Here is a 22647-nt window from a genome sequence, read left to right on the forward strand (position 1 = left end):
TCACCGCCGCCTAAACTAACGACAGCTGATCATCGCAACGAAGCGAAAGACCACCACTCAAACGGACGCGGCCGCGCCCTGAGCCGAGACGGGATCAGAGTCGCGCCTCCCAAGCCGTTCCGGGGCACGTTCTCGATCCCCCACCACGGCGATGCGAGCACCTACTCTCCGGACGGGATCAGAACCGCCCCTCCCGAACACCCCAGCAGCACGCTTTCCGTCCCGCAGGGTCATGCAGGCAGGCGGCGCGGGAGGGACGAGGAACGAGGCGCCCGGTGGAAGCGCAAGGGCCCGAGGTGACAGGTACAGGGAAGGCACGTGCGCGGATCAAGAACAGCCCCTCCGTCGCACCTCGCGGGCCACTTCTCATCCCGCACGCAAGACGGTAGGCCCCGACCGTTAAGCAGGATCGGTAACGCCCCTCCAGACGGACCTCGGGACCCGATTCCCATCCCGCTCGCGAAAGAGCGGACGGCCCGGCCGTCGGGCGGGATCAGAAGCGCCCCTTCCGACGGACCGCGGGGCCCGTTTCCCATCCCGCACGCAAAAGGGGCAGAGCCCGACCGTGGGGCGGGATCAGAAACGGGCCGTCGACACGGGATTGCGGTGCGTTTCTGAGCCCGCAGGGAACGCGGGCGCGGGGCCCGGGCGCGGGGCGGGGCTAGAGGGCGAGGAGAGCGAGGGCGGTGTCGGGAGCACCCGCGTCACGGAGGCGTGAGCGCATCGCGGCCGCTGCGAGCGCATACGGCCTGTCGCTCCGCAGGAGGAGCGACCGCGCGTTGGCCTGCTCATTGAGGGCGACGAGCTCGAACGCCAGCCCCTCGACGTCAGCCGCGTCGACCTCCCCCTCCGCGGCTGCGAACCGCAGCTGGGCCTCGATGTATCCGTACCAGTCGACGAGGGCTGCACGCACGGCATCGCTCACGGGACCGGGCTTGGAGTCGACGTCCGCCGCCGTCGCCGCGAAGAAGCACCCGCCCGTGAAGACGCGGTCCTTCGAGTAGACCAAGGCGTTGTGGAGGAGCGCGGCCAGGCGGTGCGCTCCCCTCGGCTGGGCGCGGGCGGGCTCGATGATCCGCTCGACGAAGATGTCCCGAGCGGCGGCGACCGTCGCGAGCTGCAGGCCCTCCTTGCTCTGGAACAGCGTCGCGATGCTGCTCTTGCTCGACCCCGAGGCGGTCGCGAGGCGTCCGATCGTCACGCCGTCCAGACCCTCGACGGAGGCGAGGTCGGTCGCACTCTCCAGCACGATGCGGCGGGAGGCGTCGCCGCGCGCCCGCCGGCCGTCCTGCATCACGCCATCCACCATGCCCCTAGTATACGAACGACCGTTCGCCTAGTATACGGATGATCGTTCGTATAGTTCGGTGAAGGAGCCTTCATGCCGTCCGCGTCCTTTCTCCTCGTCCGCGCCCTGCCGACTGTGGGACGCCTCTCCCCTCGCCTCGCCGGCGATCTCGCCTACCGACTGTTCTTCTCCACCCGCCCACGGATGGCCGTGCGGGCCGCCGACGCCGCCACCCACGACGACGCCCGCCGCGGGACGCTCCTCGTGCGCGGCATCCCCGTCACGACCTACACGTGGGGCACGGGTCAGCGCACCGTGCTGCTCCTGCACGGCTGGCGGGGCCGCGCCTCGCAGTTCGCCCCGCTCGTGCGGGAACTCGTCGCCGAGGGATTCCGGGTCGTCGCCTTCGATGCCCCGGCGCACGGTTCCTCCGGCAGGCGGCACACCGATATCCGCGACTGGGTCGACGCCGCGGAGCAGCTGGACCGCACCCACGGCCCCTTCTCCGCTCTCATCGGCCACTCCTTCGGCGGGCTCGCGGCGCTGACCGTCGCCCGGTCGTCCGGCACGGTCCCCGCCGTCGCCGTCGTCGCCGGGGCCGCCGCACCCGAGCCCTTCCTCGCCCAGTTCGTCCGCGACCTCCGGCTCGACGCCGCCACCGCGGACCGACTCCGCACCCGCTTCCTCCGCCGCCTCCGGCTCGATTTCGTAACCGCCACCGAACAGTACGACGCGGCCACCCATCCACTCCCCACCGGCACCACACTGCTCGTCGTGCACGACCGGGGCGACCGCCGGATGCCCGACCACGACGCCCTCCGGCTGCATGCAGCCCATCCCGGCCGCTCCCGTCTCGTCCGCACGGAGGGTCTCGGTCATACGAGAGTGCTGTCGGCTGATCCGACCCTCGATGCGGTGGTCGCTCTCGTGACCGGGGGCCTCGACGCCGTGGATGCGCTCGGCACCGCGACGGGACGAGCCACCACCGACGCTGCACCGGCCGACCCGTCCGCCGCCCTTCCGAGTCCTACACCCGGGTCGGCAGGAAGCCCGCGCCCGGGTCGGCGGCCGCGAACGGCAGCCCGACAGTGGTGATCAGCACGACGAGCGTCACCACAGCCGCCGCGAGCAGGAGGAAGAGCACGACGAAGACGACGACCGCGAGCATCCGGTAGCTGCCGGTGTCGGCGGCCTCCGGGGCGATGGACCGCTGCGCCCAGTCGTCCGCAGCCGCGGCGGGCTGCTCGCCCTGGAGGATCGCGGGCGTCGGACGGGATCGCTCCGAGCGACGGGTCGGTGCCGGAAGCGCATCGCCTGCGGCGTCCGGTGCCGTCAACAGCCCCTCCGGGATCGGCGTCTCCGGCGGTGGAGGCGGGATGACGGCGTCGGCCGGCGGGATCACCGCGTCGGCGGGAGCGATCTCCGGCCCCGAAGCATCCGGCGGCGCCGCCCCCTCGGGCACCGCGGACTCGTCGGAACCCGTCCCGCTCGCGTCGCTCATGTCAGCCTCCGACGGCTCCGATGTCGGTCACACCCACGTCGGTGCGGTGGAAGTTCTGGAACGACCGGGACGCCGTCGGACCCCGCTGACCCTGGTAGCGGTTGCCGTAGGGACCGGAGCCGTACGGGTTCTCCGCCGGCGAGGTGAGCCGGAAGAAGCACAGCTGGCCGATCTTCATGCCGGGCCACAGCTTGATCGGCAGCGTCGCCACGTTCGCGAGCTCCAGCGTCACATGCCCGGAGAAGCCCGGGTCGATGAAGCCGGCGGTCGAGTGGGTGATGAGCCCGAGGCGACCGAGCGACGACTTCCCCTCCAGCCGCGCGGCGATGTCGTCCGGCAGGGTCACCCGCTCGAACGTGGCCCCCAGCGCGAACTCGCCGGGGTGGAGGATGAAGGGCTCGTCCGGATCGACCTCGATCAGCCGCGTGAGCTCGGGCTGGTCGACCGAGGGATCGATGAACGGGTACTTGTGATTGTCGAAGAGGCGGAAGTAGCGGTCCAGTCGCACGTCGATGCTCGACGGCTGGATCATCTCCGGCGCATGCGGTTCCAGGCCGACGCGGCCGGAGGCGAGTTCTGCTCTGATGTCGCGATCGCTGAGAAGCACGGCACAAGCCTAGTCATGAGCGACCCGCGCTTTGGCCATCCGGCCCGCGACAGGTAGGCTTGCTCCACCTGCTCTCGGGCGGGTGCGGGGCTGTAGTTCAATGGTAGAACTTCTGCTTCCCAAGCAGACAGCGCGGGTTCGATTCCCGTCAGCCCCTCCATATGTCCAGCCGCGCGCGGCGCGCCCCTTGGCAGGGGCTGGCGTCCGCACTGCGGTCACGCTGCCGATCGTTCCTCCGCCGCGACGGGCGAAGCGACAGTGGTCATGTCACGGGCTGACCCGCTCGGGGATGGGCTGCGACGGATGCGGGGTGTCCCCCAGCTCGGCCTGCAGCGACCAGAGGACTGCTTTCAACTCTTCCCGCTGGTCCCGGTAAGCAGGCTCGTGATAGACGTTGCGGAGCTCTTCGGGATCCTCAACAAGGTCGTACATCTCCCACTCCGGCGGGTAGACGAACGGCGACGAACCGGGCAATCCCATCCCATCGTTGTAGAAGTAGATCAGCTTGTGCGTTTCCGTGCGGACGCCGTAGTGAGCGAGGGCATGGTGGTTCGCATCGTCATTCTCGAAGTACCGGTAGTACATCGCCTCACGGGTCGGTTTGTCCGGGGCATCCGTGAGCTGCGGCCAGAAACTCACCCCCTGCATACGCGGGTGCGGCTTCAGTCCGGCAGCGTCGAGGATGGTCTGCGCGAAGTCGACATTCGTGACGATCTGTTCGATGGTGCGTCCGGGGTCGCTGATTCGGGAGGGGCAGCTGATGAGCAGGGGCATGCGCAACGACTCGTCGTACATGAAGCGCTTGTCGAACCAGCCGTGGTCGCCGAGGAAGAATCCCTGGTCCGACGTGTACATCATGAGCGTGTCATCGAAGAGGTTCTCGTCGTGCAACCAGTCGATGACTCGCCCGACGTTGTCGTCGACGGACGCCACGCAGGCCAGGTAGTCCTCCATGTATCGCTGGTACTTCCACAGTGCGGCCTGCTCGTAGGTCATGTCTTCCGGCGGGCTCTGCTTGAGATCCGTCAAGGTCAGGTGGTCTGCGATGCGCATCGCGGCGCGATGCGCAGCCGACGAACGCGTCGCGTAATCATCATCGAACGTGTCCGGGACGGGGATCGGGTTCGTGAACATCCCCTTGTGCTTCTCGTCCGGCTCCCACGGACGGTGTGGGGCCTTGTGATGGATGAGGATGCACCACGGCTCGTCGCCGGGCAACGACTCCAACCACCGGAGCGAGAGATCCGTGATGATGTCAGTGGCGTAGCCCTCGATGATCTCCACTCCACCCGAGGTCAGGATCTGCGGGTTGAAATACTCGCCCTGGTCGCGGAGCACCGCCCAGTAATCGAAGCCCTCCGGGTCGTGTCCGGGCCCCTCCCCCATATGCCATTTGCCGACAAGGGCTGTGCGGTACCCCGCTTCCCGCAACTGCGTGATGAAGGTCGGCTGGCTGGCGTCGATGGGCGTCTCCAGGGTGGTGACGCCGTTGATGTGGCTGTACGTTCCGGTAAGGATGGATGCCCGGCTCGGGGTGCACAGGGCGTTGGTGCAGAAACAGTTGTCGATCCGCACACCGCTGTCCGCGATCTCGTCGATGCGAGGGGTCGCGTTGACCACTGAGCCATAGGCACCGATCGCGTGCGATGCGTGGTCATCCGTGAGGATGAGGACGATGTTGGGGCGTTGCTGGTCAGTCACTGCTGGCCTCTCCATTCCTTGGGTCATCAGGGGCGTGCCGCCTCGATGCGGCGTGTGAGCTCGGCGAGGAACAGCTCGTCAGCGAGTTGCGCGGCGGCCGCTTGGATCACGTCCTCGAAGGGGTCCACTCCGGCCTCGGTTCGCGAGAGGCATCGGACCTCCGCGGTAGTGCCGTCATCGCGTGTCACGACCACCTGCTCCCCGGCATGCAGCAGCAAGGCCGAGGAGACCACGGTGTCGTCACTCTCCTGCAGGGTACGGACCGTCGTCTCGTCGATATGGAGTTCCGTCGACGCCTGGGCGCGGCCGCGCTCCCATTCCGTGACCCGCACGACGATCACGTCCTGACGGGCGAAGAAGTCGAGGTTCTGCTCGTAGTACTCCCGGACGTCGTTGCGACTCAACCCGGAACGAATCGACGAGACGATGAGTTCGACAGTGGTGTCCACCTCACGCTCGTACGCCTCCCAGGAGGATCGTCCGCGTGGTCCGGCCTGAGCCGACTCCGGCAGCTGCAGAGCGTCGACGGTCACGGGCTCCCTGAGCTCGAGTTCCGCCGCCCAATCGAAGACCACGATGTCGTGGAGCTGCTGGGACGGCGAGGCGGCCGGCTCGCCGGCTCGCTCATAGATCGCGTGCACCGTGGACTCCGAGGAGCTCAGCGCCGGCTGCGCGGAGCACCCACCGCTGAACGCCAGGGCTCCCGCGATGAGCGCGATGATGACGCCCTGCCGTGCCTTCATGTTGTCGAGCGCCGCGTGTACAGACACCACCCGACGATTGTCGTCAGGGCGGCACCGACAAGCAGGATCAGCGGAACAGGAGACCCCGTCTGAGCGAGAGCCGCGACGGCGGCAGCGGAACCGGCGGATGTGGCGGCGCCAGTCGGAGGCGCCGTCCCTCCGGCCTCTGCGGAGACGTCCCCTGACGCGCCACCACCTGTCGACTCAGCGGGGACGAACTGCACCGCTCCCACGGTGATCCCCTCGGGCTCGAGGACCGGCGCCGTGCCGGAAGGAAGCGCAGCGCCGCGGAAGTCCGTGCCGTACGTGACGCCGTCGACCTCCGGAAGGTTCCACGCGGCGACCATGTCGATACTGCTGCTTCGGCGTGCCACCGCGTGGATCTCCATCGGTGAGAGATCGCGACGGTCGGTCACCGTGCCGTCATAGCGAGCGACCAGCTCGGCCAGCGTGATGCCGGCTCCTCGGAGCGAAGAGTCCGCCGCAGGTGCGTACCCGTCGAAGCTGGTACCCATGTGGGCGCCGGTACGCGGCCGTGTGATGTCGATGTTCACCGGCGCGTCACCGATGTCGGGAAGCCCCAGGTCGCCTGTCACCGCGTGTTCCTCTTCTGCGGGTGCGGCGATCCCGCCGGCGTACGCGTTGTTGTAGAGGCGCACCTGGGAACGCATCGTCGCTGCCTCGCCGACGTAGAACGGCTGTCCTTCCGGGTAGTGGAAGACGTTGTTGAAGATGAAGACCTCGCGGTTTCCGGTGCCCGCTGCGGAGTTGGCAAGGTCCAGCACGCCTCCGCGGGGTCCGCGGAGAAGCGAGTCCGAGGAGATGGTGTTGTTGTAGATCATCGTCCCGGCCGCCGTGCCGCGGGAGAACTCGAAGGTCTTGTCGGCATCGTTCTGGCTGATGTTGTACCGGACGGTGGGCGCGGTGTGCGGGAATCCGTTCATGATCAGCATGAACCCGCCCTCGTTGTCGTGCGAGTAGTTGTACTGCATGACCGAGTAGGACGACACGTGATCGGTGTCCAGACCTTGACCGTCCTGAACACCGTGCGTGTGCGACACCTCGTTGTACTGGATCACGGTGTTCGTGGCCTGGAACGGCCAGATGCCTGCGTTGTAGCCGGTGTTCTGGTATCGGGCGTGCTGCACGAGGTTGTACTCGATGAGCGCTCCGTCCGAGTCGCGCACGGTGATGCCGTCTCCACCTGTGTACCGGATCTGATTGTCGCGGAGCACGATGCCGGTCGACGGGTACCAGTGCAGCGGAATGTTCGGCGAGTTCTGCGCGGACTGGTTCGCCCAGGTGGAGCTCACCAGTTTGATCCCGGAGCGGTCGACGCGCTCGATGACGTTGTCGGCGATGAGGACCCCATCGAACTTGGTGGGCACTCCGCGGAGTTCCCCATCTTCGATTGCCGCACCGATGTCGAAGAAGATGCCGCCGTTCCATTTGGAGGACAGGTTCCCGTTGATGTCGTGGATATGCAGGTCCGTCAGGGAGATGTCCGAGACGACCCCGAAGTCACGCGCGGAGACGTTCACCGCGCGAAGGTTCTTCACCTGGTTCGTGCTCGTGTTCAGACCGAAGCGGCTGTCGTACCCGGGATGCACGTTGGTGATCTCGAGCCCACTGATGCTCACATGCTCTTGGTTGAAGAGTGAGATGACGTTCTCGACCTCGCCGGCACCGTCGAGGCGAGGCCGTGGGCCCTCCCCGTACGCGCCGACCTCGATGGGTGCGTTCGCGGAACCCGAACCCTGGAACCGGAGTGCCGCGTCGTCTCCGTCGAACACGCTGCCGCGTTTGAGGAGGATGCGATCCCCGGGCCCGAAGGCCCTGTTCAGGGGTGTGAAGGATGCCCAGGCGGTCTCAGCGGAGGTTCCGGTGTTGCTGTCGGCTCCGCCCGCCGGGTCGACGTAGTACGTCGTCGGGGCGACTGCTGCTGAAGTGAAGTTCGCGGTGAGGACGACGTCCTCCGCCACATCCTTCGGGATGGTGAAGCCCCCATCGGGTACAGGGGTCCCCTGCCAGGACAGGCCCTGGAGGACGTACCCGCCCTTGGGGAAGGCATCCCACGTCACCGTTTCCCCGCTGGAAGCGGTGTACCGGGAGAGGACGACCGCGCCCGCCGTTCGCTCGGCGTCTGCGACCCCATCCTTCGAGATCTCCACGCTCACTCCGACCTGTACGGGCGTCCGGACGATCGTCAGATTGTCGACGGCGATGGATGAACCCGCTGTCATATTGATGACGCCCGCGCCAGGGCTGAGTCCCGACCACCCTGCGCTGTCGTTCACGCTGTCGACGTTCACGTACGACAGGAGCGGGGAGCCGTCCACGGTCACCGAGACCGTGTCGCCGGACACATCGATCGACACGTGTCGGGCCCTCTGGTCGAACACGAACGCGGTACTCGCAAGCTCCACATTGGCGGTCGCGTCGATTCGGCGCAGGAGCGCCTTCGAGCCGTTGAGCGCCAGGACGTAGCGAGATTCCATACCGGCGCCGCGGAAGGCGATCTGAGCCGTGCCCGCAACGGTGTCGGCCTTTCGGACGTCCACCTCGATCGCGTAGGCGGGTGGGTCCGCCCAGCCGCTCGACCGGACGAAAGCGGACGCAGAACCGGCGGTAGGCGCGAGGACCAACGCCTGGTCCTCCACACGCACGGCGGCCCCGCCCTGGATGTCGTAATCGTTGTCGGCGTTGAGGGCCCCGGTGAAGTCATCGCGGAACAGCAGGTTGGGGTCGGCGGGCTCGGTCACGAACGTGGCGATGATGACGACGCTGCCGGTCTTGTCGTCGAGGGTGAACCGGTTGTCGCTGATGGTCAGGAGTCCGTCCGTGCTGGTCATGGTGTCTGCGCGGAGGGAGATGTACCCGTCGAAGACGTACCCGGGGCGCGCGGTGTATGTCAGCGTCACGGCGTCACCGGCGTTCCCTGATGAGCGGCTCGCGGTGAGCGTTCCGCCGGCTGTCTCGATCGAGGTGTCGCGGACACCGTTGGTCTGGGTCGCGACATCCACGGTGTATTCACCCACCGCCTCGGCCTCGTCGGTGGTGACGACGATGTTGTCGACGCTGTAATCCTGTTGGGGGAATTGGCTGGCCAGGACGATGCGGCCGGCAGCGGCGTCGGCCATGTCGGCGTCGACGGTATCGAGGAGCAGCTGGCCTCCGACGCGTGCCCGCACCCGGTCGCCGTCCACGCTGATCTCCACGTGATGGGCGGTTCCCTTGGTGTTGACGGGGAGGCTGAGCGATGCGGGCACGCCGCGCAGCGTCGTTGCCCCCTGCTCGACCCGTTCGAACGCGAGGCGACTCCTCGGCGCGTCGTACGTCACTTGGTAGCGGGATGCTGCGGCTTCGGTGGCGAAGAAGCCGACCTTGATGGCGCTGTTCGTATTGCCGGCATGGATGAAGAGGTCGAGACTGAGGGTGAAGTCGTGGGCGGCGATGACGTCTTTGGTGACGATGCGGTTCTCGGGTCCGCTTCCTTTCACGTTCACCATCCCGCCGGTGTAGGTCACCTGGGAGGCCGCGTTCGCCGTGGTCACCTTCCACTGCGCCCCGTCACCGGCGGTGAAGTCTTCGCTGAAGACCGTGCGGGTCGTGGCTTGGCTTTCGGCCGCGACCGGCACGGAAGCGGACGCGGGAGCGGCGAGACCACTCCAGCTGAAGGCGATCGCGAGGGACGCCGCGATTGACGCCCTGACTGTTCTGTTCATCGTGTCCTCACCACATCGTCGGGGTCAGCTGGGGCTCCGCAAGAGCCCCCGAGGTTGATAGCAGGTCGTGTTCACGCCGTACCCGCGCAGCCGCATCGTCGGCGTCGAGGGCGGGGTTCCAGATCCGTTCGGCCACGGCGAGCAGGCGGGGAAAGAGCATGTCGAGCAAGTCGGCCCCGTCCAGCACGAACTCCGACCAGACGCAGGCCTGCACCCCCAGGCACCGCGGGTCGGCTGTCTCGGGCCAGGGCGCGTGAAGGATGTCGTCGACCGAGATGGCGGGCGTCATCCCGTTCTGCTGGCCGCTGCCCTCCGGATCGACCCGGTTCAGGTACAGAGTGCGCGCGTCGGCGAATACGTAGGGAAGCGTCGAGCGGCCCACACGTTCCATTCCGCGGGCTTCGTCCCATGCGATGACGATGGCGTCGTCCTCGTCCCAGATATCGCAGGCTTCGTCCCAGACAGCGACCGTCTTGCCGTGGCGCTGCAGCTCCGCGGACGCGACGTTCATGAACCATGCCTGCAGGTCTTCGATACGCGCCAACCCACGGGTTGCCAGGGCTGCCGGGAGGTCGGGATCCGACTCCCACTGACGGTACGCGCACTCATCGCCGCCGATGTGGACGAGCTTCCCGGGGAAGAGTCGGGCCACACGGCGGAGCACTGCTCGGACGAATTGTTCTGCGTCGGCAGTCGGCCACAACAGATCGTTGCGGGCAGGCCACCACATGTGGTCGCGCATCGAGCCATCGGGCAGGGGGAGGTGCGCGGGGCGTCCGAGTTCCGGGTACGCCGTGATCGCCGCCGACATGTGCCCGGGAAGGTCGACCTCCGGGATGATCTCGATCCCGTGCGCGGTGGCGTAGTCGACGACCGTGGCGATCTCCTCGTCGGAGTAGAACCCGTTGGTCCATTTGGTGACTGCGGCTGCTTTCGCCCGCTCCAGAGTCTCTGCCGCAAGGGCGTTGTAGTCGTCGAAGGCACCTCGCGGCAGGGCGGCGCCGATCGCCGTCAGCAGAGGGTAGTCGGGCACGTCGAAGCGCCAGCCTTGGTCGTCGGTCAGGTGCCAGTGGAGCCGGTTGAACCCGTATCGTGCAGCGAGCTCGATGACCCGCAGGATGGTCGGCACCGTGAAGCGAGTGCGGGCAGAGTCGATCATCAGCCCACGCCAAGGGAATGACGGTTCGCGCCCCCGGACTGGTCCGACGAGGACAGGGGGCAGATCAGCGAGAGTCATCCCTTGACCGCTCCGGCAACCATCCCCTGGGAGATCTTGTTCTGCACCGCCATGAAGATGATGATGACGGGGACGGCGATGAGGGTGGCGCCGGCCATCACCCCGCCCCAGTCGGTCGCTTTAAGCCCCTGCTGGAACGACTGGATCCAGATCGGGAGGGTCACCGATGAGTCCTTGGAGAGGACGATCAGCGCGAGGGTGTACTCATTCCATGCGAAGAGGAAGCTGAAGACGGACGTGGACACCAACCCGGGCGCGAGCAGAGGGAGGGTCACGCGCCGGAACGCGCCGAAGCGAGAGCACCCGTCGACCATGGCGGCTTCCTCGAGCTCGATCGGAACTCCGTCGACGAACCCGCGCGTCATCCAGGCGACGAAAGGGACGATGGTTCCGATGTAGAGGATCGAGAGCCCGAGAACCGAGTTCAACAGCCCCCACCCGTCCAGCATCCGATACTGCGAGATGAAGAGCGCTTCGGCCGGGATCATCTGCACCACGAGGATCGCGATGATCATGATGGTGCGGCCGCGGAAGCGGAAGCGCGACAGAGCGTACGCGGCGGTCAGCGCCCCGATGGTGGAGAACACGACAGTCAGAGATGCGGCGAGAAGGGACGATCCCAGCGCGGGAGCGAAGTGGGGATTGGTCAATGCCGAGATGAAGTTCCCCCAGGTGAACTCCTGGGGCAGCAGATGCGGCGGCCAGGACATGAGCTCGGAGTCGGATTGGAATGCCGAGTTGACCATCCAGTAGACCGGCACCAACCACAGCAGCGCGACGAGAAGACCGGTGACGTTCGCGAGCGGGTTCTTCGGCCGCCACGAGCGAGTGGTGATGTCTGTCGCCTTCGCCCCGACCTTCGGGGAGGTGGTGAGAACGCGCGTCGACGTGTCCACGGTGTGAAGCGCCATCAGAACATTCCTCCCTGGCGGTACAGCATTCGGAGATAGCGGGCGGTGAGCACGAGGGTGAGCGCGAGGACGACCATCGCCAGCGCGGAGGCCACCCCGTAGTCGCCGTGAGCGATTCCGGTCTGGTAGATGTACGTCCCCAGCAGGTTGGTCTCGCTCGCGATACCGCCGGATTGCTGGAGGACGTAGATCTGGGTGAACACGCGAAGGTCCCAGATCACTTGGAGCACTCCGATGAGGGAGATGACGGGCGCCACCATCGGGAGCATGATGTGGCGGATCTGCTGGAACCCGGTGGCACCGTCGATCTCGGATGCCTCGAGAACCTCGGTGGGCATCTGCGCAAGAGCCGCGTAGATCGTGATGGAGACCAGGGGCAGGGACGCCCAGATGATCACGGCGGATGCGATGAGGTAGAAAGTCCAGAAGTTCTCGCCCAGCCAGTTGAAATTCTCGAAGCCGCTGAGTCCGACGCTCGTGAGCGCGTAGTTCAGCAGACCCGAGCGGGGGTCCACCAGCCACTGCCAGATCGTCAGAGCAGCCAGGGCCGGCATCGCCCACACGATGATGAGGGCGGTGTTCAGGAACGACCGGATCACCTTGTGCAGTCGCAGCATGAGCACCGCGACGCCCACTCCGAGGAGCATCGTCACACCCGCCGTCCAGGCGCAGAACGCCAGAGACTTCAGGAACACGCTCCAGAAGTAGGGGTCGGTGAGGATGGTGGCGTAGTTCGACACACCGGCCCACTCGGCGGGCTGCCCGAACTGCTGCGCCAAGCCGAAGTGCTGGAAGGACATGATCGCTTGCCGCACCAGCGGGTAGCCCAGTGCGACGGCGACCATGATCGTCGCGGGCGCCAGGAGCATCCAGGGTGTCAGGCGTCCGCGAGCGCCACGGACCCGTGTGCTCATCGCTGCGGTGGCGGTCTTCGCGGTGCGCTCGCTGCGACGAGCGGGCCGGAGTGTCGTCTGCGTCATGAGGAGATGTCGATCCGTCTTACTTGTTCAGCGAGGTGTCGACCTGCTCGTCGAAGGATGCGGCGACGGCGGCGACGTCTTCCCCCTTGGCGATGCGGGTGAAGAACTCGTTCAGCTGCGTGGATCCGAAGGCCACGCCCCATTCCGGGCTGTTCGGAGTCAGCTTCGAGTTCGTGATGATCTCACCGGCGATCTCGCCGAAAGGACCGGCAACCGCATCGCTGTACGCCGTGTTGCCGGGAACCCAGCCCTCCTCAGCGAGCCGGGTCTGGAAGTCCTCGCTGAAGATCAGCTCGAGGGCCTTCGTCGCCAGCTCCGGCTGCGGAGAGTTCGTCGCCATCGCAATGTTCGACCCTCCGGCGAAGGTCGCACCGGGGACGCCCGGTTCGTCAGAGGGGATCGCGAAGACACCGACCTTGCCGGCGTCCCACAGCGCCTGATCGATCTTCGTTCCGATGTTCCCGGTACCGATGAGGATGCCCGTGGACCCCTCGTTGAAGTACCGCTCGAACGACTTCTGCCCGGCCTGCGAATCCAGGGCGAAGGTCGTGCCGTTCTGGAACAGGTCTTGCAGTGCGGTGAGAGCCGCGAGGGACTCATCGGTGGAGGCCGCTCCCACCCACTCATCGCCGTCCTGCTCGGCGTACTCGAAACCCTGCGGGAAGAGGTACGACTCGACCCCGTGCGGGTCCACAGCCGCGACGTACATGCCCGAGAAGTTCGGGGTGCCTTCGGGGTTCGCCGCCTGCAGCGCGATCGCCGCTTCACTGAATTCTTCGATGGTCGTCGGGACGCTGATCCCGGCCTGCTCGAACAGGTCCGTGCGATAGAACACACCCCGCGCGCCGGCGTAGAGCGGGTATGCGTAGATCTTGCCGTCGATGGTGGACGCGTCCACGAACGACGGAATGAGGTCATCGCCGCCGAGCTCGTCCTTGAGGTCGGTGACGTCGGCGAACGCTCCGACTGACGTGAACGTCGAGGTCTGAGTGTTTCCGATCTCCACGAGATCGGGGCTCTCGTTCTTCGACGCAAGGGACGTCTGGAGCTTCGAGACGATGCCGTCCCATTGCTGCACCTCGACCTTGAGTTCGCTTCCGGGGTTCTCCTCGGCGAACTGCTCCTCGAGGTACTGCCGACTCTCATCCGAGAGCGAGCCCTCCATCACCCAGAGCCTCACCGTCCCGGTCTCGTCCCCGCTGTCGCCTGCGCCTGTGCCCGCGTCGTTGCTGCAAGCGGCCAAGGTGAGAAGTACGGATGCACTGGCGATGCCAGCCAGCACGCTGCGTGCCTTCATGATCCCTCCGATGGAATCTGCCCCGCTCTGCTCACGGCGGCGACGGGCGATGGTTGATCTCGACGTTGAGTGTGTGAGCTCGAATCAGCATGACGGGCACGTTCGAAAGTGTCAATAAATTTAACAAAATCGTCGAGGGGGCCCACGTCGAGCACGGTAGGCTGGAGCCCGGCTGAAGGGAGCCCGATGACGAGCGTCACACCCAACGCGCAGCGCCTGCTTCGATCTCTGATGGTCGATGGCCCCGCCTATCGGGCGGACCTCGCTCGCGTCCTGGATGTCTCGCGAGCCACCGTCTCCAACCTCACCAACTCGTTGCTGGAGGAGGGGTGGATCGAGGAACCGGGGCACGAGCCGGGGGCCCTCAAGACGCATATCGGCACGTCCGTTCGGCTGGGTGTCCTCGTGTCCATGGTGTTCCTCGTCGACTCGTGCACGGTGACGTTGTCGCGCGTGGATGGAAGAGTGGTAATTTCCCACACACTCCGGACGAATACGTCTGCGTCCGCCGAGCAGCGGCTGCACGCCGGCGCTGACCTCATCGACCGCCTGTTCGAAGAGGTCGGACACCCGCGCACACTTCTGCGGGCCATTCATCTCGCCGTCGACACGCAGATCGACACGCAGACGGGGCTGGTCTACGCTCAGCGCGCATCGAGCCGCTGGTACGGCGTCAATCCGAAGCTGTACCTCGAGACGCGGTTCGGGGTGAGCGTGCATCTGCAGAACACCGCACGCCTCGAAGGTCTCGCGGAATCACTGTGGGGCGCGGGGGCCAACCATCGGGACGTCCTCTACGTCGACGTCAGCTTCGGCGTGACCTCCGGGCACGTGGTCGATGGACTGATTCGCACGGGCGCCCGCGGAGGCTCCGGGGAACTCGGACACACCATCTACGACTGGAACGGCCCGCTATGCACCTGCGGGAACGCCGGCTGCCTCATGCAGTATGTATCCGTCCCTGCCCTCCTCCGCGACTACCAGACGAGCACGGGCTCCGCCGTCGACTGGGGCCGGTACTGCGAACTCGTCACCCGGGGCGACGAGTCCGCCCTCGCCCTCGCTCGGCGCGCCGCCGAGGTCCTGGGACGGGTTCTCGTCAACACCTGTCACCTCGTGGATCCGGAAGTCATCGTCATGAACGGTGAGCTCGTCAGATGCCTCCCTGCGTTCATCGATGACACCGCGGCCGCTCTGCGTGCGTCGGCGCTCCCCCTTGTCTCCCGTAACGTCACCGTTCTCGCCGCACAAGAAGAAGACGTCCTCGCAACGACCGCTCTGGCGGGAATCGCGTCCCTGCGACGCATCGAGGACGTCGTGGTTGCCGTCACCGGTCTCACCGCAGACGCCAGATGACACCCTGAAGCAAGCGTTCAGCGCCGGCCGCGATGACGCCGACACTCGTCATCGACGCCACGGGGACGAGCGCGCACAGGCAGCATCGCCGCCCGACCGGCATCCATCGAAAGAGGGAGACTTCCCTCCATCGTCGTGACGATGTCGCCGTACGACGCTCCTGGTGGAGTGACGGGTATGGCAGATTCTCGCGCTCTTCGGCGCTTTCCCGAGTGGATGACCTCCCGTGGCGGCGCATGGATCACGCTCGGCGTGGTCCTCCTGATCATGATGACTCTCTTCGGCCTGTTCGGGTCGGCGAAGGCACCCGCCGGCACCGAGCAGGCCCCCGCGGGGTCGGAGTCGGCGCGCACGAGCGCCCTGCTGGCCGAGTTCCCGAACGCGGATCGGCAGTCCGTGATCGTGGTCGCGTCGCGCGACGACGGCGCGACGCTCTCGGCACCCGACGTCGACGTGCTCGAAGGCCTCCTCCCGGTGCTCGGCGCGCACGCGGACGCGGATCCGACCGGGCCTCTCGTGAGCGAGGACGAGAAGGCCGCGGTTCTGGTGACGCCGATCGCGGTCGGCCAGACGAGCACCGATACCGCCGCGGTGATCGCGGCGCTCCGCGCCGACATCGACGAGCACGCACCGGATGGGATGACCCTGCTCGTGACCGGCGGACCGGCCTTCGGCGCCGATATCGCCGCCGCCTTCGAAGGCGCCGACTTCACGCTGCTCCTCGTGACCGTCCTGATCGTGGCGGTACTTCTCATCGTCACGTACCGGTCGCCGGTGCTGTGGCTGCTGCCGCTCGCCGCCGTCGGTCTGGCCGACGGCCTCGCCGGACGACTGACGGCGGCTGCCGGTTCCGCGTGGGACCTGCAGTTCGACGCCGGGATCATCAGCGTCCTCGTCTTCGGCGCCGGGACCAACTACGCCCTGCTCCTGATCTCGAGATATCGGGAGGAGCTCACCACCACGACGGACCACCGCCGCGCGCTCAGCACGGCCTGGCGCCGGACCGCTCCGGCGATCCTCGCCTCGAACCTCACGGTCGTCCTCGCCCTCCTGACACTCGCCCTCGCGGTGATCCCCGGCACGCACGGACTCGGCGTCTCGTCCGCCATCGGCCTGCTGGTCGCCCTCGCATCCGTTCTCTTCCTGCTGCCTCCCCTGCTGGCGGTGTGCGGACGGACGGTGTTCTGGCCGCTCGTCCCTCGTCCCAGAGCTGCCGAACGGCGCGGTGGAGTGTGGCGGACGATCGCGACGCGCGTCGTGAGCCGGCCGGTCGTGAGCCTCCTCGGGGGTGCAGCCCTGCTGGCCGTGATGACGGTCGGCCTCGTCGGGACGACCGTCGGGCTCGACCAGGTCGACAAGTTCCGGGCCCCGTCCGCGTCCGCGACGGGTCTCGAGGTGCTCTCGAAGCACTTCCCGGCGGGCGAGGCGCAGCCGATCCTCATCGTCACGGACAGCGGCGAAGTCGAAGCCGTGCTCACCGCGGCGCGCGAGGTGGACGGCGTCGTCCGCGCCACTCCTGTCGGGACGACGGACGACGAGATGCTCACGAAGATCCTGGTGACCAGCGAGTATGCGCCCAGCACCGACGAAAGCCTGGCCCAGATCACGGATCTCCGGGACGCCGTGCACGATGTGCCGGGGGCGCGGGCGATCGTCGGCGGCGCGGTGGCGACGGACCTCGACGCCCGTGCCGGGAACCTGGCGGACCTCGGCGTCGTGGTGCCGCTGGTGCTGGCGGTGAGCTTCCTGGTGCTGGCGTTCCTGCTGCGGTCGCTGGTCGCGCCGCTGCTGCTGCTCGCCGTCAACGTGGCGAGCGCCGTGGCCGCCATCGGCGCCGGGGCCTGGCTCAGTCGCGTGCTGTTCGGGCAGCACGCGCTCGATCTCCCGGTACCGCTGCTGGCCTTCCTGTTCCTGGTCGCCCTCGGCATCGACTACACGATCTTCCTCGTCCACCGCGCTCGGAACGAAGCGGCGCTGCGGGGTACCCGGGACGGCATGGTGGAAGCGGTCGCCCACACCGGCGGCGTCATCACGAGCGCCGGGATCGTCCTCGCCGCCGTGTTCGCGGCGCTCGGCGTCCTGCCGCTGGTCACCCTCGGGCAGCTCGGGCTGATCGTCGGGGTCGGCGTGATCGTCGACACGCTGGTGGTCAGGACGGTGATCGTCCCGGCGCTGTTCGCTCTCGTCGGCGACCGCATCTGGTGGCCGGGGCGACCGGCCTCCCGGCGGGCCGCCCCCGACCTCACTCGCGGATGAGCGGCACGAGCACGGTCTCCCCGTCCGGCGCGATGTCCACCACGCCGCGCTCGTCGACGATCACGATCCGCTCCGCGCCGACCGCGCTCAGCGCCTGTACAGGACCCTCGGCGACCCCCACCGTCGTCCAGGCCCCGTCAGCGTCCGTCGCCCACAGAACACCCTCCACATCGACGCCGACGAGACGCCCGTCCGCCCGCGCGTCGACGGAGTACAGCACCGGCGCCCCAGCGAGTGCTTCGAAACCCGCTCGCCCGTCGCTGCTGTGCAGGAGCCCCGACTCGGTCGCCGCGTGGATCCCGGCATCCGTCACCGCGAGGTCGACCGCCTCCAACTGCGGCCCCCTGCTCCAGGTGACGCCCTCATCGACGCTCGTCAGCAGCTCCGGCCCGCTCGACCCGATGCCATAGAGGGTGCCGTCCGGACCAGCCGTCAGCACGTGGAAGTCCTCGACCCCGGTGAAGGCGACCGGAGCCCACGTCTGGCCCCCGTCGTCGCTGCGGATGATGCCGAGGTTCCCCTCACCGAGGTCCGGCGATGTGGATGGCCCAGGGTGTCCGGAGGCGAAGAGGGTCCGCCCTGCGACCGTGAAGCCCATCGCGTCGAAGTCATGGCCGCCGACGGGTCCCGCAAGGGCACCGTCCGCGTCCACGGTGAAGACACCGTTGTGCGTGGCGATGAGCAGCGCGTCATCCGTGGGCGCCTCGGCCACGGCGTGGACGTGCTCGATCACCGGTGGGCCGGACTCCGGCGCCTCCGCCGCCGCACACCCCGTCAGGAGCACGAGCATCCCCCCGAGGGCGCCGGCCGTCGACACGCGCGCTCCGCGCTTCATCGCTGTCCCCGGTAGAGGCCGCGGAGCACGACCACGGCGACGAAGGAGATCGCGACCCCGGCGGCCACGATCAGGCTGGTGAAGACCACTTCCATCGCATGGATCGTGGCCTCATCGACGAGCGGCTCGGGGCCGCGTCCCAGACGGATGTTCATGTGCTGTCCTTCTCTGCTCGCGCGGAGGGCGCACAAGAAGGACCTCGACCGCACGGTTTCCGCGCTGAGACACCCGACGACCCTTCTTGGTCAGTCTTGTCGCTCAGCGGGTACTGCGCCCTCGTCCGCAGGCCCGATTGCGGGCTTGCGCACACCGTACCAGGGCACCCTATGCAGGGAGCACTTCGGCCGGCCGATACCGCTGCGCGACGGCACCGGAACGGAACTCCCGCCGCTCCACGAGTTCGAGCCGAAGACGCTCGTGCACGCCGTCGAGCAATCGGGGGCCATGCCCCGCGACGACCGGATGGACCACGAACAGGTACTCGTCGATCAGCCCGAGGTCCGCGAGCGCCGCGGGCAGCGCCACACCGCCGACCGACAGACCCTCCCCCGGCTGATCCTTCAGCCGCCGCACGGCCTCGGCGAGGTCGCCGCGCACGAGGTCCGCGTTCCAGTCGACGGCATCGAGCGTCGCCGACACCACGTACTTCGGCAGACGATCGATGGTCTCGGCGAAGGGCGTCTCCCACTCCTCCATCCAGTCCGGCCAGACCCCGGAGTCCGGACGCCGCCACGCGGCCCGCATCATGTCGTACGTCACCCGACCGTAGAGCAGAGCGTCGGCGCGCTGCAGCTCCGCGGTCCAGAAGCGCATCGACTCCTCGTCGGGCGGGAGTCCCGCTTCGTGATGGCAGCAGCCGTCGAGCGTCACGTTGATCGCGTACCGCAGCGGTCTCATCGGAGCTCTCCGACCGGGATCGGCACCGTCAGCACGTTGCCGGGTGGCGCCAGCGGGCACGCCCACGCCGGGTCGTAGGCGCAGGACGGGTTGTACGCGAAGTTGAAGTCGAGCACGAGCGTGCCGCGGCGCGGGTCGGCCCCGAGGTCGGCACCCTTGATCGTGTCGATGAGGTACCGCCCGCCGCCGTATGTCCCCCCGCTCTGCCCGGCGGAGTCATCGCGCACCGGCACGAACAGGCCGCCGCCGTACGAGGCAAGCCGCCACACGTCGAGAGACCCGACGTCAGGGATCTCCACGACGCCGACGCGCTCGAACGGCACGATGCCGTCCGTCCCCGTCGCGAACTCGAACGTGGCCGGATCGGTGTCGAGGATCGGGAGCTCGAACCGCCAGGCGGGGTCGTACGAGGCGATCGGCAGCCCCTCGAACAGCGCCCTGTCCTGCGGGAGGAGGGGCGTCGCCGGGTGCCGCAGCAGCAGTTCGTCGCGCTCGATCCGCCACAGCTCGTGCGCCTCCTCCGGGGAGTCGGCCCGTCGCACCGCTTCGTACAGGGCGAACACCCGCCGCCGCCAGTCGACGACCTCGACGGCCGTCTGCGCATTCGTCATGCGCCCACGGTACGCCGGACGACGGACGCTCGGAACGGCCTCAGCCCCGGTCGATCATCTCCGCGTAGCCGTCCTCGTAAGTCGGGTAGTCGAGCCTGCCGAGGACCGCATGCACCAGCGAGCCGTCGTAGACGAAGCCGGTCGCCGCACCGCCGTCGTCCGGGGGCACGGGCACGCCGAGGCGATCGGCGAGGAAGGTCACGACGTCTCCCAGCGGAGCGGGCGCCTGGTCGACGGCGTGCACGAGCGCCGGGGGCTCCGGCATCCGCAGCAGCAGGTCGAGAATGCGTACGAGATCGGTCTCGTGGATCCGGTTCGTGCGGCGGCGATGCGTGACGGGTGCCCCCTCCCTGACCTTCCGGAGGAGGAACTCGCGCCCGGGACCGTAGATGCCCGCGGGGCGCACGACCACCGCGTCGAAGAGCTCGACGGCCGCCTTCTCGCCGTCCCGCAGACCGCGGCCCCGATCGGTGGTGGGTGCCGCCTCGACCCGCTCGGTCACGGGCTCGGAGCTCCCGGCGCCGTCGAACACCCCGGTGGACGAGACGAAGACCGTCCGCGTCGGCCGGGCTGGCAACGCCGCCGCGAGATGCGCGAGCGCCGTGCGATACGACGACACGTCGGGCCCCGGTGGCAGGGTCGTCACGACCGCGTCGACCTCGGGCAGCGGCGCGGTGAGCGGAACGGTCAGATCGGCCGCGAGCGCCGTCACCCCGTCCGGCACGGGTCCGTCACTGCGGCGGAGAGCCAGGACCTCACCACCGTCCGCGAGGAGCAGCGGAGCGAGCCGGGTGCCGAGCTTCCCGAAGCCGACCAGGAGGGTGCGGCGCGGCGGAGGCGGAGTGGTCATCCCTCCCACCCTCGCACATCGTCGCCGGGCGACGGACGTAGGCTTGATCGGTGACGGAATCGCAGGGACGGGTGTGGACGGGAGTCCTCCGCGTCGGTCCGCACCGCGGGGATCACCGGGTCGCCCTGCGCGCCGCCGTCAGTGTCGCCGTCCCGCTCCTCGTGCTGTGGGCCGTCAGCCGGCTCGACCTCAGCATCTATGCGAGCTTCGGTGCCTTCGCCGCACTCTACGGCCGGCACGACGTCTTCCGCGACCGGATCCGTATGCAGGCCAGCGCCGGCGGCGTGCTGCTCGGCGCGATGCTGATCGGCACGGCCCTGTCGGTCCTCGCCGCCCCCGCCGTGCTGAGCATCGTCGTCGTCGCCCTCGTCGCGTCGGCCGTGACGCTGCTCGCCTCCGTCCTGCAGTGGCACCCGCCCGGTCCGCTGTTCACGGTCTTCGCGACCGGGGCGTGCGCGACCATCCCCGCCACCGGCGCCTCCTTCGGCGCCGTCCTGCTCGTCGGCGGCGCGAGCGTGCTCTTCGGCCTCGCGCTCACCGCCCTGGTCGCCGTCGTCACCCGGACCACGGCGGAGGCGGCACCGAAGGCACGCCCGGCCGTCGGGCCGGTCGCCGCCGAGATGGCCGCCTCGGTCGCCGCCGCGATCGTCGGAGCGGGCGTGGTCGGCCTGCTCCTCGGCGGCACCCACTGGTACTGGGCGGCGGTCGGCGCGGTCGCGGCGGTCAGCGGCGCGCAGCTCAACGCCCGCGTGATCCGCGGCATCCAGCGCCTCGTCGGCACGCTGCTCGGCGTGCTGGTCGCCGCCGGGATCCTCGCCCTCGACATGCCGCCGCTCGCCGTGATCGCCATCGTGGTGATCCTGCAGGGGACGGCCGAACTGTTCATCGGCCGCAACTACGGCATCGCGATGGTGTTCGTCACCCCGCTCGCGCTCATGATGGTGCACCTGGCCGCGCCGACTCCTGTCGCCGATCTGCTGACCGACCGCGTGCTGGAGACGATCATCGGCGTCGTGGTCGGAACGGTGGTGGCCGTCACGTCCGCCGCGCTGCGCCGACGGAGCCGACGCCGCTGACGAGACGACGAAGCGCCGCACCCCGGGAGGGATGCGGCGCTCCGAAGGGTGTGCTCCTACTCGGCGTCCGCGGCGATCTTCCGCGCATCGTCGGCGTTGAGCACCCGGAACAGCAGGGCCGCGATGATGGCACCGACCGCGGGGGCCACGATGTACAGCCACAGCGAGCCCCACGCGAAGTGCCCGCTGACCGAGAGGCCGAGGGCCACCGCCGGGTTGAATCCGCCACCCGAGATGGAGCCGACCGTCGCCGCACCGACGAAGACGGTCGCACCGATCGCGAGCCCGTAGAACGAGTTGCCCGCCGTGTCCTTCGAGGTGGCGGAGTTCAGCACGACCCAGACGAGGATCAGGGTGAACAGCGCCTCCACGAGGAACGCCGGACCGACCTCGATGACCATCGCCTTCTCCCCCGCCGGCCAGACGGCGAGGGCCACGAGAGCGGCGAGCGCCCCGCCGGCGAACTGCGCGACGAGGTAGGAGACGAAGTCGGCGACGCTGAGCCCGCCGCGCAGGAACACACCCAGCGAGACCGCCGGGTTGAGGTGGGCGCCGGAGATGTGGCCCGTGGAGTACACAAGCACCATCAGCGTGAAGCCGATCGCGAGCGGGGTGAGCGGGCTTCCGCTGTTCACCGCGGCGATGATGGCGAGGACGAAGAGGAACGTGGCGACCGCTTCTGCGAGCGCCTTTCGAGGTGTACCGGTCATGATGGTGTCCTTCTGTGGGATCGCAGGCGGCCCCCCGTCTCCCCGGAACGGCCCGGGCGACGACCC

At 68.2% G+C, this 22647-nt stretch carries 20 protein-coding genes, 1 tRNA gene and 1 riboswitch; of the genes, 5 read left to right on the forward strand and 16 right to left on the reverse strand.

Annotated features, from left to right (window positions below):
- Positions 1-661 precede the first annotated feature (661 nt).
- Positions 662-1309 carry a TetR/AcrR family transcriptional regulator gene (locus CJ226_RS15560; protein WP_102209756.1) on the reverse strand — a complete coding sequence of 216 codons (648 nt, stop codon included), beginning with the start codon at positions 1307-1309 and terminating at the stop codon, positions 662-664.
- A 72-nt stretch (positions 1310-1381) separates the two neighbouring features.
- Here CJ226_RS15560 and CJ226_RS15565 point away from each other — a divergent pair, with 72 nt between their 5' ends.
- Positions 1382-2383 (forward strand): alpha/beta fold hydrolase, encoded by a 1002-nt coding sequence (locus CJ226_RS15565; protein WP_102209757.1) that lies wholly within the window; start codon positions 1382-1384, stop codon positions 2381-2383.
- On the opposite strand, the gene CJ226_RS15570 is transcribed toward CJ226_RS15565, so the two are convergent.
- Complete coding sequence (locus CJ226_RS15570) at positions 2316-2789, reverse strand: hypothetical protein (protein ID WP_102209758.1); 474 nt, start codon at positions 2787-2789, stop codon at positions 2316-2318. The two genes, CJ226_RS15565 and CJ226_RS15570, sit on opposite strands and share 68 nt — an antisense overlap.
- A 1-nt stretch (position 2790) precedes the next feature.
- Positions 2791-3396: a dCTP deaminase gene (gene dcd, locus CJ226_RS15575; protein ID WP_102209759.1), complete on the reverse strand. Its 606-nt coding sequence runs from the start codon at positions 3394-3396 to the stop codon at positions 2791-2793.
- Between the two features lie 86 nt (positions 3397-3482).
- Between dcd and CJ226_RS15580 the strand changes: the two genes are divergently transcribed.
- A tRNA-Gly gene (locus CJ226_RS15580) sits at positions 3483-3556 on the forward strand.
- A 107-nt stretch (positions 3557-3663) separates the two neighbouring features.
- On the opposite strand, the gene CJ226_RS15585 is transcribed toward CJ226_RS15580, so the two are convergent.
- From CJ226_RS15585 to CJ226_RS15615, 7 genes are read right to left on the reverse strand one after another with little or no spacing between them, the layout of a single operon-like run.
- Positions 3664-5097: a sulfatase gene (locus CJ226_RS15585; protein ID WP_257996695.1), complete on the reverse strand. Its 1434-nt coding sequence runs from the start codon at positions 5095-5097 to the stop codon at positions 3664-3666.
- Positions 5098-5123: 26 nt separating this feature from the next.
- Positions 5124-5870 carry a hypothetical protein gene (locus CJ226_RS15590; protein WP_146008258.1) on the reverse strand — a complete coding sequence of 249 codons (747 nt, stop codon included), beginning with the start codon at positions 5868-5870 and terminating at the stop codon, positions 5124-5126.
- Positions 5837-9565 (reverse strand): right-handed parallel beta-helix repeat-containing protein, encoded by a 3729-nt coding sequence (locus CJ226_RS15595; RefSeq protein ID WP_102209761.1) that lies wholly within the window; start codon positions 9563-9565, stop codon positions 5837-5839. The genes CJ226_RS15590 and CJ226_RS15595 overlap by 34 nt, the downstream gene beginning before the upstream one ends.
- Positions 9566-9572: 7 nt before the next feature.
- Positions 9573-10802, reverse strand: a complete 1230-nt coding sequence (locus CJ226_RS15600; protein ID WP_102209762.1) for a family 20 glycosylhydrolase — start codon at positions 10800-10802, stop codon at positions 9573-9575.
- On the reverse strand, positions 10799-11713 hold the full coding sequence (locus CJ226_RS15605; protein WP_082803027.1) for a carbohydrate ABC transporter permease: 915 nt from the start codon (positions 11711-11713) through the stop codon (positions 10799-10801). Before CJ226_RS15605 ends, CJ226_RS15600 begins: the two co-directional genes overlap by 4 nt.
- Entirely contained in the window at positions 11713-12693 is a 981-nt protein-coding gene (locus CJ226_RS15610) for a carbohydrate ABC transporter permease (protein ID WP_257996696.1), read from the reverse strand. The genes CJ226_RS15605 and CJ226_RS15610 overlap by 1 nt, the downstream gene beginning before the upstream one ends.
- 19 nt (positions 12694-12712) lie before the next feature.
- Complete coding sequence (locus CJ226_RS15615) at positions 12713-13990, reverse strand: extracellular solute-binding protein (RefSeq protein ID WP_102209763.1); 1278 nt, start codon at positions 13988-13990, stop codon at positions 12713-12715.
- Between the two features lie 186 nt (positions 13991-14176).
- On the opposite strand from CJ226_RS15615, the gene CJ226_RS15620 reads away from it, so the two are divergent.
- Together CJ226_RS15620 and CJ226_RS15625 are read left to right on the forward strand one after the other, a co-directional pair.
- Entirely contained in the window at positions 14177-15346 is a 1170-nt protein-coding gene (locus CJ226_RS15620) for an ROK family protein (protein ID WP_102209764.1), read from the forward strand.
- 177 nt (positions 15347-15523) lie between these two features.
- A complete protein-coding gene (locus CJ226_RS15625; RefSeq protein WP_219719976.1) occupies positions 15524-17602 on the forward strand; it encodes an MMPL family transporter in 2079 nt (692 codons plus the stop codon).
- Here CJ226_RS15625 and CJ226_RS15630 read toward each other — a convergent pair.
- The 5 genes from CJ226_RS15630 to CJ226_RS15645 form a co-directional block, all read right to left on the reverse strand.
- A complete protein-coding gene (locus tag CJ226_RS15630) occupies positions 17589-18419 on the reverse strand; it encodes a F510_1955 family glycosylhydrolase (RefSeq protein WP_257996697.1) in 831 nt (276 codons plus the stop codon). The two genes, CJ226_RS15625 and CJ226_RS15630, sit on opposite strands and share 14 nt — an antisense overlap.
- A gap of 14 nt (positions 18420-18433) precedes the next feature.
- Positions 18434-18592: a hypothetical protein gene (locus tag CJ226_RS18180; protein WP_157524133.1), complete on the reverse strand. Its 159-nt coding sequence runs from the start codon at positions 18590-18592 to the stop codon at positions 18434-18436.
- Between the two features lie 86 nt (positions 18593-18678).
- Positions 18679-18742: riboswitch (guanidine-III (ykkC-III) riboswitch) on the reverse strand.
- Positions 18743-18761: 19 nt separating this feature from the next.
- Positions 18762-19334 carry a dihydrofolate reductase family protein gene (locus CJ226_RS15635; protein ID WP_102209767.1) on the reverse strand — a complete coding sequence of 191 codons (573 nt, stop codon included), beginning with the start codon at positions 19332-19334 and terminating at the stop codon, positions 18762-18764.
- Complete coding sequence (locus tag CJ226_RS15640) at positions 19331-19945, reverse strand: DUF1684 domain-containing protein (protein ID WP_102209768.1); 615 nt, start codon at positions 19943-19945, stop codon at positions 19331-19333. Before CJ226_RS15640 ends, CJ226_RS15635 begins: the two co-directional genes overlap by 4 nt.
- 40 nt (positions 19946-19985) lie before the next feature.
- Positions 19986-20795 carry a sugar nucleotide-binding protein gene (locus tag CJ226_RS15645; protein WP_102209769.1) on the reverse strand — a complete coding sequence of 270 codons (810 nt, stop codon included), beginning with the start codon at positions 20793-20795 and terminating at the stop codon, positions 19986-19988.
- Positions 20796-20845: 50 nt separating this feature from the next.
- Here CJ226_RS15645 and CJ226_RS15650 point away from each other — a divergent pair, with 50 nt between their 5' ends.
- Complete coding sequence (locus CJ226_RS15650; RefSeq protein ID WP_180964623.1) at positions 20846-21871, forward strand: FUSC family protein; 1026 nt, start codon at positions 20846-20848, stop codon at positions 21869-21871.
- 56 nt (positions 21872-21927) lie between these two features.
- Here the strand turns inward: CJ226_RS15650 and CJ226_RS15655 are convergent, their stop codons facing one another.
- Entirely contained in the window at positions 21928-22581 is a 654-nt protein-coding gene (locus tag CJ226_RS15655; RefSeq protein WP_025102708.1) for an MIP/aquaporin family protein, read from the reverse strand.
- Positions 22582-22647: the final 66 nt, after the last annotated feature.

The sequence above is a fragment of the Microbacterium sp. UMB0228 genome (assembly GCF_002871415.1).
Taxonomy (GTDB): Bacteria; Actinomycetota; Actinomycetes; order Actinomycetales; family Microbacteriaceae; genus Microbacterium.